Annotated in this window: 11 protein-coding genes and 1 tRNA gene; 9 read left to right on the top strand and 3 right to left on the bottom strand. The window is 69.1% G+C overall.

The window, feature by feature from the left end:
* Nucleotides 1-65: 65 nt before the first annotated feature.
* The 5 genes from katG (at nt 66) to J4H91_RS08380 (ending at nt 7,570) form a co-directional block, all read left to right on the top strand.
* A complete protein-coding gene (gene katG, locus J4H91_RS08400) occupies nt 66-2,291 on the top strand; it encodes a catalase/peroxidase HPI (RefSeq protein WP_208045831.1) in 2,226 nt (741 codons plus the stop codon).
* Nucleotides 2,292-2,529: 238 nt separating this feature from the next.
* Nucleotides 2,530-5,253 (top strand): preprotein translocase subunit SecA, encoded by a 2,724-nt coding sequence (gene secA / locus J4H91_RS08395; RefSeq protein WP_208045816.1) that lies wholly within the window; start codon nt 2,530-2,532, stop codon nt 5,251-5,253.
* A gap of 48 nt (nt 5,254-5,301) precedes the next feature.
* Complete coding sequence (locus tag J4H91_RS08390) at nt 5,302-6,339, top strand: DsbA family protein (protein ID WP_208045815.1); 1,038 nt, start codon at nt 5,302-5,304, stop codon at nt 6,337-6,339.
* A gap of 77 nt (nt 6,340-6,416) precedes the next feature.
* Nucleotides 6,417-6,489, top strand: a tRNA-Thr gene (locus J4H91_RS08385).
* Between the two features lie 127 nt (nt 6,490-6,616).
* Nucleotides 6,617-7,570: a DMT family transporter gene (locus J4H91_RS08380; RefSeq protein WP_341783486.1), complete on the top strand. Its 954-nt coding sequence runs from the start codon at nt 6,617-6,619 to the stop codon at nt 7,568-7,570.
* 7 nt (nt 7,571-7,577) lie between these two features.
* On the opposite strand, the gene J4H91_RS08375 is transcribed toward J4H91_RS08380, so the two are convergent.
* On the bottom strand, nt 7,578-8,171 hold the full coding sequence (locus J4H91_RS08375; protein ID WP_279543786.1) for a nitroreductase family protein: 594 nt from the start codon (nt 8,169-8,171) through the stop codon (nt 7,578-7,580).
* 434 nt (nt 8,172-8,605) lie between these two features.
* Here J4H91_RS08375 and J4H91_RS08370 point away from each other — a divergent pair, with 434 nt between their 5' ends.
* From J4H91_RS08370 to J4H91_RS08360, 3 genes are all read left to right on the top strand, one after another.
* On the top strand, nt 8,606-12,691 hold the full coding sequence (locus J4H91_RS08370; protein WP_208045813.1) for an HtaA domain-containing protein: 4,086 nt from the start codon (nt 8,606-8,608) through the stop codon (nt 12,689-12,691).
* A 135-nt stretch (nt 12,692-12,826) separates the two neighbouring features.
* Nucleotides 12,827-13,750 carry an HtaA domain-containing protein gene (locus tag J4H91_RS08365; protein ID WP_208045812.1) on the top strand — a complete coding sequence of 308 codons (924 nt, stop codon included), beginning with the start codon at nt 12,827-12,829 and terminating at the stop codon, nt 13,748-13,750.
* A gap of 245 nt (nt 13,751-13,995) precedes the next feature.
* The gene (locus J4H91_RS08360) at nt 13,996-14,307 is read left to right on the top strand and encodes a hypothetical protein (protein WP_208045811.1); all 312 of its coding nucleotides are present in this window, start codon (nt 13,996-13,998) and stop codon (nt 14,305-14,307) included.
* A gap of 125 nt (nt 14,308-14,432) precedes the next feature.
* Here the strand turns inward: J4H91_RS08360 and J4H91_RS08355 are convergent, their stop codons facing one another.
* Together J4H91_RS08355 and J4H91_RS08350 are read right to left on the bottom strand one after the other, a co-directional pair.
* Nucleotides 14,433-15,254: a heme ABC transporter ATP-binding protein gene (locus J4H91_RS08355; RefSeq protein ID WP_208045810.1), complete on the bottom strand. Its 822-nt coding sequence runs from the start codon at nt 15,252-15,254 to the stop codon at nt 14,433-14,435.
* The gene (locus J4H91_RS08350; protein WP_208045809.1) at nt 15,254-16,321 is read right to left on the bottom strand and encodes a FecCD family ABC transporter permease; all 1,068 of its coding nucleotides are present in this window, start codon (nt 16,319-16,321) and stop codon (nt 15,254-15,256) included. The genes J4H91_RS08355 and J4H91_RS08350 overlap by 1 nt, the downstream gene beginning before the upstream one ends.
* 145 nt (nt 16,322-16,466) lie before the next feature.
* Between J4H91_RS08350 and J4H91_RS08345 the strand changes: the two genes are divergently transcribed.
* Nucleotides 16,467-17,603 carry a heme/hemin ABC transporter substrate-binding protein gene (locus tag J4H91_RS08345; RefSeq protein ID WP_208045808.1) on the top strand — a complete coding sequence of 379 codons (1,137 nt, stop codon included), beginning with the start codon at nt 16,467-16,469 and terminating at the stop codon, nt 17,601-17,603.
* The last annotated feature ends 8 nt before the right edge of the window (nt 17,604-17,611 follow it).

Below are 17,611 nucleotides of genomic sequence, written 5' to 3'. Positions count from 1 at the left end.
TCTTTTGCATCAACCATCACGAACACCCACACCACCCACGAAAGGAACAGGCATTGTCTGAAGACATGAAGTGCCCGGTCGACCACGGCAGCGGCAAGGGGCCGCACCCGACCGAGGGCTCGGCCAAGCCCGAAGCCGGCGCCACCACCAACTCCGATTGGTGGCCGAAGCGTCTGAACCTGAAGGTGCTCGCCAAGAACCCCGAGGTCGCGAACCCCCAGGGTGCCGACTTCGACTACCGCGCCGCCTTCGAAGCGCTCGACCTCGCCGAGGTGAAGGCCGACATCGCGCACGTGCTCACCGACTCGCAGCCCTGGTGGCCCGCCGACTTCGGCAACTACGGCCCCCTCTTCATCCGCATGGCCTGGCACTCGGCGGGCACCTACCGCGTCTTCGACGGCCGCGGTGGCGGCGGCACCGGGCAGCAGCGCTTCGCGCCGCTCAACAGCTGGCCCGACAACGTCGGCCTCGACAAGGCCCGCCGCCTCCTGTGGCCGGTCAAGAAGAAGTACGGCAAGTCGCTCTCCTGGGGCGACCTCATGATCCTCGCGGGCAACGTGGCCCACGAGCAGATGGGCATGCCGACCTTCGGCTTCGGCGGCGGCCGCCCCGAGGCGTGGGAGCCGGACGACGACGTGTACTGGGGCAGTGAGAGCAGCTGGCTCGGCGACGAGGACCGCCTCGGCGAGGACGGCAAGGCGAAGCTCGCGGAGCCCCTGGGCGCGACCATGATGGGTCTCATCTACGTCAACCCCGAGGGGCCGCGTGCGAGCGGTGACCCGCTGGCGGCTGCGCTGCAGATCCGCGAGACCTTCAAGCGCATGGCGATGGACGACGAGGAGACCGTCGCGCTCATCGCGGGCGGCCACACCTTCGGCAAGACCCACGGCGCCGCGCCCGAAGGCGACCACGTCGCCGAGGAGCCCGAGGGCGCCCCCATGGAGCAGATGGGCCTCGGCTGGAAGAGCGACTTCAAGTCGGGCAAGGGCGTGGACGCCATCGGATCGGGCCTCGAGGTCACCTGGACCTACCACCCGACGCGCTGGGACAACGAGTTCTTCCACATCCTCTTCGCCTACGAGTGGGAGCGTGTCGAGGGGCCCGGCGGGCATCACCACTGGCGTCCGAAGGACGGTGCGGGATCCGACATGGTCCCCGAGGCCGACTTCAGCGGCCGCCGCGAGCCCCGCATGCTCACGACCGACATCTCGCTGCGCGAGGATCCGATCTACCGCGAGATCTCGCTGCGCTACCGCGACGACCAGCAGGCCTTCACCGAGGCCTACCGCCGCGCGTGGTTCAAGCTGACGCACCGCGACCTCGGTCCCAAGTCGCGCTACCTCGGCCCCGAGGTGCCGGCCGAGGATCTGGTCTGGCAGGATCCCGTGCCCGCCCGCGACTACGAGCTGATCGACGCCGCGGACATCGCGGCGCTCGAGCAGAAGATCGCCGACTCGGGCCTCACCGTGAGCGAGCTCGTCTCGACCGGTTGGGCGGCTGCGTCGACCTTCCGCGGCAGCGACAAGCGCGGCGGCGCCAACGGCGGCCGCATCCGTCTCGAGCCGCAGCGCGAGTGGGAGGTCAACAACCCGGCCCAGCTGGCCCGCGTGCTCGGCGTGCTCGAGAGCATCAAGGCCGAGTTCGATGCGGCGAACGAGGCGAGCGGCAAGAGGGTCTCGATCGCCGACCTCACGGTGCTCGCCGGCAACGTGGGCGTGAAGCAGGCCGCGGCGGCCGCGGGCCACGCGGTCTCGATCCCCTTCTCGCCCGGACGCACCGACGCGACGCAGGAGCAGACCGACGTCGAGCAGTTCGGCTACCTGAACCCTGCCGCCGACGGCTTCCGCAACTACGAGAGCGATCGGGCCCTCGGCAAGCCGGCCGAGCACCTGCTGATCGACCGCGCCAACCTCCTCACCCTCTCGGCCCCCGAGATGACGGTGCTGCTGGGCGGCATGCGCGTGCTCGGGACGAACTGGGACGGCTCGCAGCACGGTGTGCTCACCGACCGCCCGGGCCAGCTCACGAACGACTTCTTCGTGAACCTGCTCGACCTCGGCATCAACTGGCGCGCCACCGACGCCGAGTCGCGCACCTTCGAGGGCATCGACGAGGAGACCGGCGAGCGCAAGTGGACCGGCACACGAGCCGACCTCGTGTTCGGCTCGAACTCCGAGCTGCGCGCCGTCGCCGAGGTGTACGCGAGCGATGACGCGGCGGAGAAGTTCGTCGAGGACTTCGTGCGGGCCTGGGTCAAGGTCGCGGACCTCGACCGCTTCGACCTGCGCTGATCCTCCGAGGCTCGACCCCGGCGCCCCGAGCGGCGCCGGGGTCGAGCCGTTCCATCCGTGCAACCGGCCGCTTCCGATCCCTCGCCTCTCCCGCCCCTCGAACCCGAGAGCGGTAGCGAATCCACAGGGATCGCATGGAACAGGATTGCTAAGCTGAGTTGTTGTCACATTTTGGCAACGGCGGCGACTCTCGCGAACACGGAGGGCCGGCCGCGCAGAACCGTACAGGAGAGACAACGTGGCGTCAGTTCTCGAGAAACTTCTTCGCGTCGGCGAAGGCCGCACGCTGAAGAAGCTGCAGCGCATCGCGAAGACCGTCGACGGCCTCGAGAGCTCCTTCTCCGAGCTCAGCGATGAGGAGCTGCGCGGCGAGACCGCCGAGTTCCGCGAGCGCCTCGAGAAGGGCGAGACCCTCGACGATCTGCTGCCCGAGGCGTTCGCCGCGGTGCGCGAGGCCGCGAAGCGCACGATCGGGCTGCGCCCCTTCGAGGTGCAGGTCATGGGCGGGGCCAACCTCCACCTCGGCAACATCTCCGAGATGAAGACCGGTGAGGGCAAGACGCTCGTCGCCACCATGCCCGCGTATCTCAACGCGCTGGCGGGCAAGGGCGTTCACATCGTCACGGTCAACGACTACCTCGCGAGCTATCAGAGCGACCTCATGGGCCGCGTCTTCCGCGCGCTCGGCATGACCACCGGCTGCATCGTGGCCGGTCAGGATCCCGCCACGCGCCGCGAGCAGTACAACGCCGACATCACCTACGGCACGAACAACGAGTTCGGCTTCGACTACCTGCGCGACAACATGGCCTCCACCTCGGAGGACCGCGTGCAGCGCGAGCACTTCTTCGCCATCATCGACGAGGTCGACTCGATCCTCATCGACGAGGCCCGTACCCCGCTCATCATCTCCGGCCCCTCCTCGGGCGAGGCCAACCGCTGGTTCGCCGAGTTCGCCCGCATCGCCCGCAAGCTCGAGCCCGGCGTCGATTACGAGGTCGACGAGAAGAAGCGCACGATCGGCGTGCTCGAGCCGGGCATCGAGAAGGTCGAGGATCACCTCGGCATCACCAACCTCTACGAGTCGGTGAACACGCCCCTGATCTCGTTCCTCAACAACTCGATCAAGGCGAAGGCGCTCTTCACCCGCGACAAGGATTACGTCGTGCTGAACGGCGAGGTGCTCATCGTCGACGAGCACACGGGCCGCATCCTCGCAGGCCGTCGCTACAACGAGGGCATGCACCAGGCGATCGAGGCCAAGGAAGGGGTGCAGGTCAAGGCCGAGAACCAGATGCTCGCGACCGTGACCCTGCAGAACTACTTCCGCCTCTACGAGAAGCTGTCGGGCATGACCGGTACCGCCGAGACCGAGGCGAGCGAGTTCATGTCGACCTACAAGCTCGGCGTCGTGCCCATCCCCACGAACAAGCCCATGCAGCGCAAGGACCAGCCCGACCTCGTCTACAAGAACGAAGAGGCGAAGTTCGCGCAGGTCGTCGAGGACATCGTGGAGCGTCACGAGAAGGGCCAGCCCGTGCTCGTCGGTACCACGAGCGTGGAGAAGAGCGAGTACCTCTCGCGGCTGCTCGCCAAGAAGGGCGTGCGCCACGAGGTGCTGAACGCGAAGAACCACGCGCGCGAGGCCGCGATCATCGCGCAGGCCGGCCGTCTCGGCGCCGTCACCGTCGCCACCAACATGGCCGGCCGCGGCACCGACATCATGCTCGGCGGCAACACCGAGTTCCTCGCGGTCCAGGAGATGGCCGCCCGCGGTCTCTCGACCGAGGAGGACCCGGAGGCCTACGAGGCCGCATGGGACGAGGTCTTCGCCGCGGTGAAGGCGACCGTCGCAGAGGAGGCCGAGAAGGTCATCGCCGCGGGCGGTCTCTACGTGCTCGGCACCGAGCGCCACGAGTCGCGCCGCATCGACAACCAGCTGCGAGGCCGTGCCGGACGTCAGGGCGACCCGGGCGAGAGCCGCTTCTACCTGTCGCTCGCAGACGACCTGATGCGCCTGTTCAACTCGGGTGCTGCGGCCTCGCTCATGAACCGCGAGGGATTCCCCGACGATCTCGCGATCGAGTCGAAGATGGTCACCCGAGCGATCCAGAGCGCGCAGAGCCAGGTCGAGCAGCGCAACGCCGAGATCCGCAAGAACGTGCTGAAGTACGACGACGTGCTCGATCGCCAGCGCAAGGCGATCTACGCCGACCGTCAGCAGATCCTGGACGGCGGCACGATCGAGGATCGCATCGACGCCTTCCGCACGCAGACGATCGACGCCATCCTCGACTCGCACGGCACCGACGGAGACTGGGACTTCGACGCGCTCTGGAACGACCTGAAGCAGGTCTACCCGGTGAGCATCACCGTCGACGAGCTGCTGGCCGAGGCCGGCACCTCGCGCGTCGACAAGGCCTTCCTGCGCCGCGAGATCCTCTCCGATGCCGAGGTCGCCTACCAGAAGCGCGAGGAGACCCTCGGCTCCGAGGCGATGCGCGAGCTCGAGCGCCGCGTCGTGCTCACGACGATCGACCGCCGCTGGCGCGACCATCTCTACGAGATGGAATACCTCAAGGAGGGCATCGGCCTGCGCGCGATGGCCCAGCGCGATCCGCTCGTCGAGTACCAGCGCGAGGGCTTCGGCATGTTCGAAGGCATGATGGGGCAGATCAAGGAGGAGTCCATGGGGCTGCTCTACAACCTCGAGGTCAAGGTCCGGCCGGCCGAGGGGCCCCAGGATCATGTGCACCTCGAGGGCGGGGGCCTCGAAGAGGAGAAGCCGACCGATCAGTCGAAGCTCAGCTACAGCGCGCCCGATGAAGACGGCGCACCCGCCGTCAGCGGTGCCGCCGCGAAGGAGAAGCCCAAGGCCAAGGCCGAGCGCGGAGCCTTCGGTCAACAGGTCGCAGGCGAGGGCGCGAACCGCGCCGAGCGTCGGGCGAACAAGAAGAAGTAGCGCCCCGCGCGCACACCCCCGATCCCTACCGAGAGAACCTCAACGCACATGTCGAACGACTCGAACGCTCGCCCGACCAAGAACGAGCGACGCCAGCAGGCCCGCGAGCAGGCCCGCATCGCCCGCGAGAAGGAGCAGAAGCGCGAGAAGCGCAACCGCCTCTTCGTGCAGGGCGGCGTGGTGCTCGGCGTCATCGCGATCCTCGCGATCGTGGGTATCGTGATCGCCCAGTCGATGGCTCCCGCCGGCCCCGGCCCCAAGAACATGGCCTCGGGCGGCGCGATCTTCGGCAAGGACCTCAAGGTCGTCGAGGGGCCGGCGCTCCAGCCCGACGAGACCCGCAAGGCTCCGAAGGTGAACCGCGAGGAACTGCCGCTCGACGTCACGATCTACGCGGACTACATGTGCCCCGCCTGCGGCGCCTTCGAGCAGGAGAACGGCACCATGCTCGAGAACTACGTCGGCAGCGGCGACATCACCCTGCAGGTGTACCCGCTCAACTTCCTCGACGCGGCCTCGCTCGGCACCAAGTACTCGACGCGCGCCGCGAACCTGTTCGGCTGCGTGGTCGAGCAGCAGCCCGACTCCGCCTTCAAGCTGCACAACCTGCTGCTGAGCCCCGAGGTGCAGCCGGCCGAGGGCAGTGAGGGGCTGAGCGACGACGAACTGCTGGAGCAGGCCGAGGCCGCCGGTGCGACCGTCGACGACAAGCTCAAGCAGTGCGTCTCGGATCGCCGCTTCGCCGACTTCGTCGCTGCGAACACCAAGGCTGCGACCGAGACCGGCATCGTGGGTCTCGCGAAGGGCGCGCAGCTGGCCGCCGACCGCACGGGCAGCGAGATGCAGCCGGCCGACGAGCCGCAGCGCCTCATCTCGACGCCCCTCGTCATCGTCAACGGCGAGCAGTGGCTGGCCTCTCGCGACGGCTCGCTCGAGAGCTACCTGCTGAAGGTCAAGGGCGAGATCGAGCAGAAGAACGGCGGCAACGGCAAGAACGCGAAGGCCGACGCCTCTGCGAAGGCCGAGGGGGAGGCCTCCGCCAAGGGAGACGCCTCGGCTGCCGCCGAGGGTGCCGACGGACAGTAAGCATCCCCGCTCCGGCGCCCGAGGGCGCCGGAGCGGACCGCAGTCGTCTAGACTGCACAGGGGCGACAGCCCCACCCGCCTCCTTAGCTCATCTGGTAGAGCAGCAGCCTTGTAAACTGCAGGTGATCGGTTCGAGTCCGATAGGGGGCTCCGATATGTCGGAGACGCATGCGCGTTCCGCCGGGCGTGCGAGGCTCCCTGTCGTCGGTTGAGCGCACTTCGAATCGCCCCGCCGCTCAGCGACGATATGACGTCGACCCGGAGTAAGGTGGTGCGGGTGCAAGAGAAGCTTCGCATCCCCGCAGCGCTCCTGGCATCGGGTGCCTCGGGCATGCTCATGGCGGCGCAGTCGCGCGTCAACGGCGGCCTGAGTCAGGAGATCGGCAACGGCTACCTCGCAGCCCTCGTCTCGTTCGGGTCGGGGCTCGCGATGCTCGCGGTGATCGTGCTGTGCTCGCGTCGGGCGCGCGCCGGGGTGCGGCGGCTGGTGGGCGAGGTGCGCGACGGTCACTACCCGGTGTGGGGCCTCCTGGGGGGATCGTGCGGCGCGTTCTTCGTGCTGAGCCAGGGGCTCGTTGCCTCTGTGATCGGCGTGGCGCTGTTCACCGTGGGAGTCGTCGCCGGGCAGGTGCTGGGCGGGCTGCTCATGGACCGCGTGGGGCTCGGGCCGGGCGGCCGGGTGGATCCCTCGCCGCGGCGCATCATCGGCACCGGCCTCGCGATCGTCGCCGTCGCGATCTCGGTCGCGGGCGGTTTCGGCGGGGGATCGCCGTGGCTCGTCATCGTCCCGTTCATCGCGGGGATCGGCATATCGTGGCAGTCGGCGGTGAACGGACTCGTGCGGGCCGCAGCGCAGAGCGCGGTCACGGCCACCTTCTTGAATTTCGTGGTGGGCACGGCGCTGCTGGCCGTCGTGGCGGCGATCTCGGTCGGTTCGCAGGGATGGCCCCAGCACTGGCCGACGCAGCCCGTCCTCTACCTCGGAGGCGTGTCGGGCGTGATCTTCATCGCGGTCGCCTCGATGATCGTGCGCATCGCAGGCGTGCTGCTGCTCAGCATGTCGAACGTGGCCGGTCAGCTGATCGCCTCGGTGCTGCTCGAAGCGGGCGTGCCCCTCGCCGGCGGTGTGAGCACCGGCCTGCTGATCGGGGCCGCCGTGGCGCTCGCGGCAGTGGCGATCGCGGCGGCGCCCGGCCGGGCCGGGGGAGCGGGTCGGCGCGGGAGGCTCTGACGGTGCGCTACAGCGCGCTGAGGTGCTTCGAGAGGTCGAGGGGTTTGCGCGGCTTCGGCTTGCGGTCGCGCTCGGGCACGCCGCCGACGTAGAGCCAGCCGAGCAGGTATTCGTGCGGCTCGAGTCCGTGCGCCCGGTGCACGGGTCGTGTGCGGGTGAGGGATCCGGTGCGCCAGATCGAGCCCCAGCCGGCCTCGTCGAGCAGCAGGCCGAGGAAGTGCGCGACGCCGCTCGCGACCGCCTCCTGCTCCCAGAGGGGGATCTTGTCCTTCTTCGGGCTCACCACGATGGCGAGGAGGAGGGGCGCGCGCTTCGCCTTCGCGATGTACTTCTTCTTGTCGCCGTCGCAGGCCTTCGCGAGCGCCTTGCCGAGCTTCTTGCGGGCCTTGCCGCGCAGCTCGATGATGCGCCAGGGGCGCAGGCTCGAGTGATCGGCGACCGAGTTCATCGCGGAAAGCAGCCGTTCCAGCTCCTTGCGATCCGGCGCCTCCTCCGTGACCTTCGAGTGGGAGCGCCGATCCCGGAGCGCGTCGAACGCGGACTGCCGCCGGTCTCTCCCGAGGTGCGCGGGGGCTCGGCGGTCGGGCCGCGATGGCGCCAGGCGCGCGGCCGGCTCGGGCACGGCGGCGGGGCTGGTCTCGGGCTCGGCGGTTCTCTTGCTCTCGGGGTCGATCGGACTGCTCATGTCTCTCCTCGTGCTCCCTCCGCAGGGTTCGCTGCTAGTGTACGGGTGGCTCCCGAAGGGGGCGATGGCTCCCCGACTGCGTCGTGGGGCGTGTTCGTGCTCGTGGGGCGCCGTATAAGGCGTAACAACGTGCCCCGCGGTAGCCATCGTGCCCCACGGACCGGTGCTGTTCGGGTTAGGGATCTCTCGCGGGTCGCTCCCTCGGCGGGGCGGACTTGCAAGATCTGATGATATTCGTCAGACTTTACGAAGGGTCTTGAGGATAGGTAAGCCTAACTTCGATCCGATCTGCGCCCGCGACAGAGCTGCGGGGTCGCACTTTTCATCCCCTGACAAGGAGTAGCTTGCGCATGTTTGCACGCCGGGGTACACGCGGAACGATAGCCGCACTGCTGGTATCGGCTCTGGTCGCGGGAGGTGCGTTCCTCGGCGGAAGCGCCGCCTCCGCCGAGGAGCTGCCCGCCGCTCCGGCTGCGTCGGACGCCGAGCCGACCGCGCCCGCTCCGGCTCAGGAGGCTCCCGCGCCCGCTCCTGCCGAGGAGGCCCCCGCGCCCGTCGCGGAGACCCCGGCGCCTGCCGAGGCCCCCGCGGATGCGCCCGCAGAGTCGGCGCCGACCGCCCCGCAGGCAGCAGAAGCTCCCGCGGTGGAGGTTACTGAGACCTCTGCTCAGGCCGCGACGATCACGAGTGAGGTGACGGGTGCCTCGGAGACCGGGCTGACCGTCTCGGTGCGGCTCGACGGCGTGACGATCCCCGCCGGGAAGTTCGGCGCGTATCTGGGTGTGATCGAGAGGGACCGCGTCGGCGAGTACGGAACCGATTCCGGCGCGGGCATGGTGGAGGTGTACTTCCGCCCCGGGGACTTCGTGAACGGTTCGGTGACGCGGGAGATCACGGTGCCGAAAGACAAGCTCGACAGTAGCGGCAACACGATTCGTTCGCTGGACCGCTCGAAGGAGTACGTGCTGGTCTCCTGGTTCGCGCACGGGTTCCTGACCGACGAGGTGAAGATCGGTCAGCAGGATCTCGCGGTGTCGTCGGCGCAGTGGGATCTCGTGTTCCCTCCGGCGGTGCCGGTGGCGTCGGTCGCCGGTGAGGTGACGGGTGCCTCGGAGACCGGGTTGACCGTCTCGGTGCGGCTCGACGGCGTGACGATCCCCGCCGGGAAGTTCGGCGCGTATCTGGGCGTCATCGAGAAGGATCGTGTCGGCGAGTACGGCTCTGACGCGGGTGCCGGCATGGTGGAGGCGTATCTGCGGCCGTCTGATTTCGTGAATGGGTCGGTGGCGCGTGAGATCACGGTTCCGCGGGAGAAGCTCGACAGGACCAGCGGGGCGGTGATCCGCTCGTTGGACCCGACGAAGGAGTACGTGCTGGTCTCCTGGTTCGCGCACGGGTTCCTGACCGACGAGGTGAAGGTCGGTCAGCAGGATCTCGCGGTGTCGTCGGCGCAGTGGGATCTCGTGTTCCCTCCGGCGACCCCGACACCCGCGGTTTCGGTCGCGGTGAAGTCTGCGAGCGAGACCGGCCTGGTGGTGACGGCCGATGTCTCGGGATTGGACCGGGAGTCGTTGCCGAACGGCGTGCACGTGGGCGTGCTGCCGGCGTCGGTGAATCCGGAGGCGGCGATCGCGTCTGACTTCCTGGCGACGGGCACGATGACGAAGACGAACATGCCGGAGAGCGGCGCGTTCACGCTGGATGTGTTTGTTCCGGTGGCGAAGCTGACGAAGGGTCAGGAACTGCAGGTGCTGGTGTGGAAGCGCCACACCAATCCCGCCGCTGACACGAATCTTGCCGATAGTGCGCTGGTGGTGTCGTCGGCTCAATGGGATCAGGTGTTCCCGCCGACGGAGCCCGCCACGCCGTCGGTGGCGGTGTCGAAGACCGCCGGTGTGGACCCAGGGGGTGAGACGATCACGGTGATCGGTTCGGGGTTCACCCCGAATCCGCCGGCCACGGACGGCACGCGGATGCCCTTGAAGGGGAAGTTCGGCGGCGCTTATGTGCAGTTCGGTTATTACGACGGCGCGACCTGGAAGGGCGGGTCGACGTCGAGCCCCGAGCTGACGAGGTGGGCGGTCTCACCGGAGGACGTGGCCGCACTGGGCGCGGCCGCCATACCCGTGGTCGACGGTGCGTTCGAAGCTGAGCTGAAGCCCGTGCCGGTCGCGGGCGCCCCCGAAGGCGCGGTGTACGGCATTCGCACCTACGGCGGGTCCGGGTCGACGTACGCACCGTTCAGCACGTTCACCGCGATCACGTTCGCGGAGCCCGAGCCCGCCGGGGCCCAGCTGAACGTTTCGAAGTCGAGCGGCCTGGATCCCGAGGGTGAAGAGATCACGGTGACCGGTTCGGGGTACGAGATCAACCCGAGCGGTGTGTACGTCCAGATCGGTTGGATCATCGAAGGCGAGTGGACTCCGGTCTCCGATGCCGACACGCGATCGTCGAAGCGCGCGAGCGCCTATTCCTCCTGGATCGGTTCTGGGTTCCCCGGTCAGCCCGGATGGACGAAGGCCGACGACGGTACGGGGTCCTTCTCGTGGACGGTGACGGTCGACAAGGCCGCGCTGGATGCGAAGAAACTCGAGGGCGGCACGCTCGCGGTGTTCACGTTGGGCGCGCACGGCAACTGGGTGCAGCCGGCGAACGAGCGGTTCGTGCCGATCAGCTTCACCCAGAAGGCCGCGGCCGTCTCCGGAACTGTGATCGCCGCGGATTCGACAGGCCTGGACGTGCGCGTTGCGGGCGCCGATCTGCTCGACGCGCAGGTCGAGGACGGACTTACCGTCGCGATCGTGGAGAAGGGCAAGTCCATCTCGGGCGATGCCGACGCCGTCCGCTACGTCTTCCTTCCCAAGGGGGCGGTGGTCGCCGGAAAGTTCGAGACCGAACTGAAGGCGGCACCGTCGAAGCTCGACCGGAACAAGCAGTACGAGGTGCTGGCATTCGGCGGGGCCGACTGGAGCAGGATCGCCGACCGCAAGATCGCTTCCTCGACCATCCAGGTCTCCGCCCAGAACTGGGAGGCCGTCTTCGGCCAGGTGAAGCCGTCGGTGAACGCTGTGGCCTCCGTCTCCGCCTCAGGGCTCGAGGTGAAGGTCACCGCGAAGAACCTGCCGACGGACGGCGAGGTCTACGGGGCGTTGATCGAGCGCGGAACCGAGAACGGCCTCAGCATGGACGGCGGCTACGCCGCCTTCGCTCTGCCATTCCCGGTCGTCAAGAACGGAGCGTCGACCTTCACGTTGCTCGCGACGAAGGACAAGCTCGACCCGAAGAAGCAGTACGAGGTGATCATCTGGCGACAGCACTCGACACCTGACGCGAGCACCATCTACACGCGCGGCGACGTGAGCATCACGCAGGAGCAGTGGAACAAGCTCGCGGGCACCACAGCCCCGGACAAGCCGACTCCGCCCGCCCCCGCTCCGCCGGTCGCGGATGCGAGCGGCAAGCGGGCCGGATCCCTCTCCTGGGGAGTCTCCTCGGCGTTCGCGAGCTACGTGACCGGGCGCATCGCGAAGGGCTCGGTCTCGGCTCAGGGCGTCTGCGGGGCGTACGTCTTCGGGCAGTCGAGCAGCTGGGACAGCTACGCGCAGACCGGTATCGTCAGCTACTCGGGCGTGGTGAGCTACCGCGGCCACGGTGGCCTCCTGAGCGAGACCTTCTCCAATCCCGTGATCAACACGCGCGCCGGGACCATCTCGGCGGGCGGGCATACCTTCGGCCTCAGCCTGGGAGCCCCGGTGACCAACGCGGACGGCTCCGTGACCTGGAGCGGCGTTCCCGTGGCCGGCGGAATCTCCGGGGGCGGCAACGGCGGCGGAGGGACACTAGGCATGGACTCCCTCTCGTTCACCGTGGGCGCCGCGGGCGCGGTCAATTGCGGAGGTTCGTCCGTGACGTCGGCGTTCGCGCCGCAGAACCGGAAGGCGGCCTCCAAGCCCCCGACGACCAGCGGAATCACGGTGCTCACCGATGCCGAGGATCTCGTGCCCGGCGGTGAGATCGAGATCGAGGCCTCTGGCTTCGAGCCCGACGAGCGCGACATCCTCGTCGTCATGTACTCCGACCCCATCGTTCTCGACGAGCATGCCGGCGCCAACAAGTCGGGCATCGTGCGCTGGATCGGCACGATCCCGGAGGACATCGAGCCCGGTGAGCACACGATCACCCTGCAGGGCAGCATCGATGTCGGCCAGGTGATCACCGTGCTCGACAAGAAGAAGGCCGCTGAAGCGGACAAGGCCTCGAAGAAGATCTCGGGCGATACCGCGAGGATCGACGCGACGCAGGCGATGTCCGCTGGCCTGGGCGACACCGGCGCTCCCCTCTGGGTCTGGTGGAGCGCTGCCATCGCCCTGCTCCTGATCGCGGGCGCGACGTCCGGTCTGGTCATCGCGCAGCGACGAAAAGCGAGCGGCGAGTGAGGTCGAGCGGGCGGGCGCGACGCACCAAGCGCACCGCCCGCGCGAACCCGCCCGCGGAGGCAGGATCGGGCACATTCGTGCCGGTCTCCGCGCGCCCGATAGTGTAGGCCTGATTCTCCCCAGGAAGGACCCCAGATGCGCATCACCCAGCCCAGGACCGAGGTTGAGACTCGGGCCGAGAGCGAGGCAGAGATCCGACGCACGCTGACCGTCTGGAAGGGTCTGATCGCGGCGGGATCCCTCGCGGTCGCCCTCCTCGCCGCCCCGGCCGCGGCCTCGGCGGCGCCGCTCCCCGCCGAGGGCTCGGGCGACTGCAGCGTGGACTCCGCCGAGCTGCGCTGGGGTGTGAAGGAGAGCTTCCGCTCCTACATCAGCGGCAGCATCGCGAACGGCGAGTGGACCGTGAGCGATGACATGCGCTACGAGACGCCCGAGTTCATCTGGGATCAGAGCCGGGGCGAGGTCGAGGGATCCCTCGACTCCGGTGCGATCTCCTTCACCGGAGCGGTGCACTTCACGGGTCACGACGGCGCGCTGCAGTTCGACCTGAGGGATCCGGTGATCGAGTTCGAGGGCGTCGACACGGCGTACCTCGCGCTCACCGTCGGGGCCACGGATCAGGGCGACGCGGCCGCGGTTCAGGCCGCATCGGTGCGAGTCGCGAAGATGGACCTCGAGGGATCCCTGTCGACCGCGGGCTCCGAACTGGAGATCGCCGGGGCGGTGCCGCGGCTGACCTCCGAGGGCGCCGCCGCCTTCAACGGCGACTACGGCAGCTACGTCGCGGGCGACGAGCTCGACCCCGTCACGCTCACAGCGACGGTGTCGGGCTGCGAGCTCGGCGAGTCCGCCGCTGCGACGGCCGAGACCGAGGAGCCGACCGCCGGACCCGCCGCTCCCGCGGAAGAGGGATCCGCGCAGATCCCGTGGCTCCCGATCGTCGTCGGCGCCGTCGCGCTCGTCGTGATCGGTATCACCGTCGGCATGCTGATCGGCGGGCGTAAGCGGCCCGCCCCGCACGCGCCCCAGGCCGAGGACGGCGAGACCCCCGCGGAGTAGCCGGCCGATGCCGTCCTCTGCGGGCTCCTCGCGGTGTCCGCACCGCGAGGGAAGTGCCCGGCCGACGGGGTGAGGATTCCTGCCGTCGATCCGAGAGTCCGTCGACTCGCCTCCTTGTCCGTCCACAGTTGGCGAAAAGACAAGATTCGCGACGACTTTTCCACATTGGCCGCAGCGGGATCTCGGGTTGCGACGACGACTGCCAGAATGGCCGCACAGGATGGCACAATAAGAAGGTGATCGCGATGTCCGAGCCCCAGGTGTGGACCCTGATCAGCGTGTTCTCGGCGACGCTGATCGGCATGATCGCGCTGATCTCTCAGCTGTTCGTGCGCACGATGAACACGCAGTTCGAAGCGCTGCGCGGCGAGATCGCCTCCTTCCGTGCCGAGACCGGCGCACGCTTCGAAGCCGTCGACGCGAGCTTCGGGGCGATGGACGCGAAGATCGGGGCGATGGACGCGAAATTCGACGCGAAACTCGACACCGTCAGCAGCCGACTCGACCACATCGATCGCGACGTGCAGGCGGTCTCCGCCCGAGTATTCCCCCGCTGAGCGTCACGGTTGCTCTCCGCGGCTCGACCGGCACTCTGCGTCACGCGGTGCCTCTCAGCGCAGTCGGTGAGGCGACGGTGCGAAGGATCCCTCGCACCCGCAGCATCGTCCGGCGGCGGGATCCTTCAGGCGAGGGATCGCAGCGGCAGCACGATGCCCCTGCCCGTCTCCGGGTGGGGGATCACCTCGACCGGCGTGCGGTAGACCTCCGACACGATCTCCGAGGTGAGCACCTGCTCGGGGGCGTCGCACGCCGCGATCCGCCCGTCGCGCAGCAGCGCGATGCGGTCGGCGTACGCGCTCGCCAGATTGAGGTCGTGCAGTACCACGAGCACGGCGTCGCCCGAGCGGGCGCGATCCCTCGCGAGCCCCAGCACCGACTCCTGATGCCCGAGATCGAGGGCGGCGGTCGGCTCGTCGAGCATGAGCACGCCCGTGCGCCCCGCCATCACGCGCGCGAACGCGGCGCGCGCCCGCTCGCCGCCCGACAGCGACGGCACGCGCCGAGTGCCGAGGTGGGCGATGTCGGCCGAGGAGATGGCTTCGGAGATGGCCTCGTTGTCCTCGTCCTCGAGGGGAGTGCGCCGCCACGGCGCGCGCCCCATCTCGACCACCTGCAGCACGGTGAACGGGAAGAGCAACTGGTTGTCCTGCAGCAGCACGCTGCGGCGGCGGGCCAGATCGGAGAGCGACCACTCGTCGATGTCGCGCCCGCCGAAGCGCACCGATCCCTCGTCGGGCGCCACATCGCCCGAGAGCAGGCTCAGCAGCGTCGACTTGCCCGCGCCGTTCGGCCCGAGCAGCGCGAGCACCTCGCCTGCGCGCAGTTCGATCGACACCGAGTCGAGCAGCACCCTGCCGCCGCGCGACAGCGTCACGGCCTCGGCGGCGCAGACGACGTCGCCCGACTCGGGGCGCTCGGGCAGAGCGAAGTGGCGGGCGGCCATCAGCCCCACCCCCCGCTTCGCTTGCGGGTGCGTCGCAGCAGCCAGAAGAAGAACGGGCCGCCGACGAGCGCCGTGAGCATGCCGATCGGCATGTCGGCGTTCGGCACGATCGTGCGCGCCCCGAGGTCGGCGAGCGTCAGCAGCAGTGCGCCGCCGAGGGCCGACGCGGTGACGAGCGGCAGGTGCGCGGGACCGAGGATCATGCGCATGAGGTGAGGGATCACGAGGCCGACGAACGAGATGATGCCGGCGAAGGCGACGGCTGCGCCGGTGAGCAGCGCGACCACGAAGATCATCACGATGCGGAGCGCCTCGACGTTGACGCCGAGGTGGCGGGCGTTGCGCTCGCCGAGCGCGAGGAGGTCGAGCTTGCGCGCCGCGGCGTAGGCGGCGATGAGCCCGACCGCGACGACGGGGGCGACGATGAGCGCCTGCGACCAGCGGCTGCCCGCGAGACTGCCGAGCTGCCAGAACACGATCTGCTCGCGCGACTGCGTGTCGCCGAGGAAGGTGAGCAGCGCGATGGCGGCCCCGGCGATCGCGTTGACCGCGATGCCCGTGAGCACGAGTGTGACGACCTCGGTGCGACCCTCCGCGCGGCTCATGGCGTAGACGAGCAGCGTGGCGCCGAGACCGAACGCGAAGGCGAAGACGGCGGTCGTCCACTCTCCGAAGAAGGTGAGGCCGAAGACGATGCAGAGGCCCGCGCCGACGGCGGCGCCCGATGACACGCCGATCACGCCGGGTTCGGCGAGCGGGTTGCCGAAGATGGCCTGCATGAGCAGACCCGACACCGCGAGCGCGGCGCCGACGAGGGCGGCCATGGCGACTCGGGGGAAGCGGATGGCCCACAGCGTCGCGTCACCGGTCGGATGCGTCGGCACGGGCAGCCAGCCGATGCCGACCTTGTGCAGCAGCGAGCCGAGCACCTCCTGGGGAGGGATCGGGAGCTGACCGGTGCCAGCCGACACGAGCACCGAGACGATGAGCGCCGCGATGAGCGCCGAGAAGAGTGCGACTTTTGCGGTGGCGCGACGGGTCGTCGGGGAGGACGAGGGTGAGGTCATACGCGCTTGAGCTGCCTTCGTGAACACGCGCCCGCGGGGATCGGCCCGCCGGCGCGGCGATGTGCTGGATCTTCGAAGTCCGCAGTTCATCTTACCTTTGTTGGGATAGGCTAAGCGCGGCGATTCGGCGGATGGAGGAAGCTCGATGGGGTTGGGACGCATGCGCAAGGGCCTCGCGGTCGCGGTGCTCGCCCTGGCGGGTCTCGGCCTGGCCGGCTGCCAGACCGGCGCGCCCGTCGGCGACGGCGCAGCGGAGCAGCAGGTCGACCTCCCGCCGCTCGGCGAGCTCGACCCGATCGCCGATCCCACAGCGCACGAGGGGCCGACGCACGCGGTCGTGGGCGGTCCGAGCATTCCGCCGCTCGCGGAGGCGCCGGAGAGCGAGCTGCCGGTCACGGTGGTCTCGCGCGACGGCACGGGCGACGCGGAGGTCACGGTCGAGGATGTGTCGCGCATCGTGCCGCTCTCACTGAGCGGGTCGGTCGGCGAGCTCGTCGTCTCCTTCGGCTTCGCCGATTCCATCGCGGGCCGCGACGTCTCGACCGTCTTCCCCGGATCCGAGGACGTGCCCGTCATCACGAAGGACGGGCACTCGATCGATGCCGAGGGCGTGCTCGCCCTCGACCCGACGCTCATCATCACGGACGGCTCGATCGGCCCGACCGACGTCGTGCTCCAGCTGCGCGACGCAGGAGTTCCCGTCGTGACCGTGGACCGCGCGGTCGACGCCGAGACGAGCTACGCGACGGCGCAGCAGGTGGCCGATGCGCTCGGCGTGGGTCACGCGGCTCCGACCGTGATCGAGACGCTGCGGCAGGCCATCTCCGACAAGGAGGCCGAGGTGCGCGGCCTGCTGCCGAGCGATCCAGGGAAGCTGCCGCGCGTCGCGTTCCTCTACGTGCGGGGAACGGCGGGCGTCTTCTACCTCTTCGGCGAGGGATCGGGCATCGACAGCCTCATCCGCTCGGTCGGCGCGATCGACGTGGCCGAGGAGATCGGTCTCGTCGGCGAGAAGCCGATGACCGAGGAGGCGCTGATCGGCATGGATCCCGACATCATCATCGTGATGACGAAGGGCCTCGAGAGCGCGGGCGGCGTCGACGGGCTTCTCTCGGCGCAGCCGAGCATCGCACTCACCTCCGCGGGCGAGCACCGCCGCATCATCGACGTAGACGACTCGGTGCTCTTCGCGGGGGGTACGCGCATCCCCGACGTGATCGACGGCCTCGCCCGTGCGATCTACGCGCCCGAGTCGCTCGAGGCCTACCAGGCGCAGGGCTAGGGATCCCT

Source organism: Leucobacter ruminantium (genome assembly GCF_017565705.1).
Taxonomy (GTDB): Bacteria; Actinomycetota; Actinomycetes; order Actinomycetales; family Microbacteriaceae; genus Leucobacter; species Leucobacter ruminantium.
This window is presented reverse-complemented; position numbering and strand designations above follow the sequence as displayed.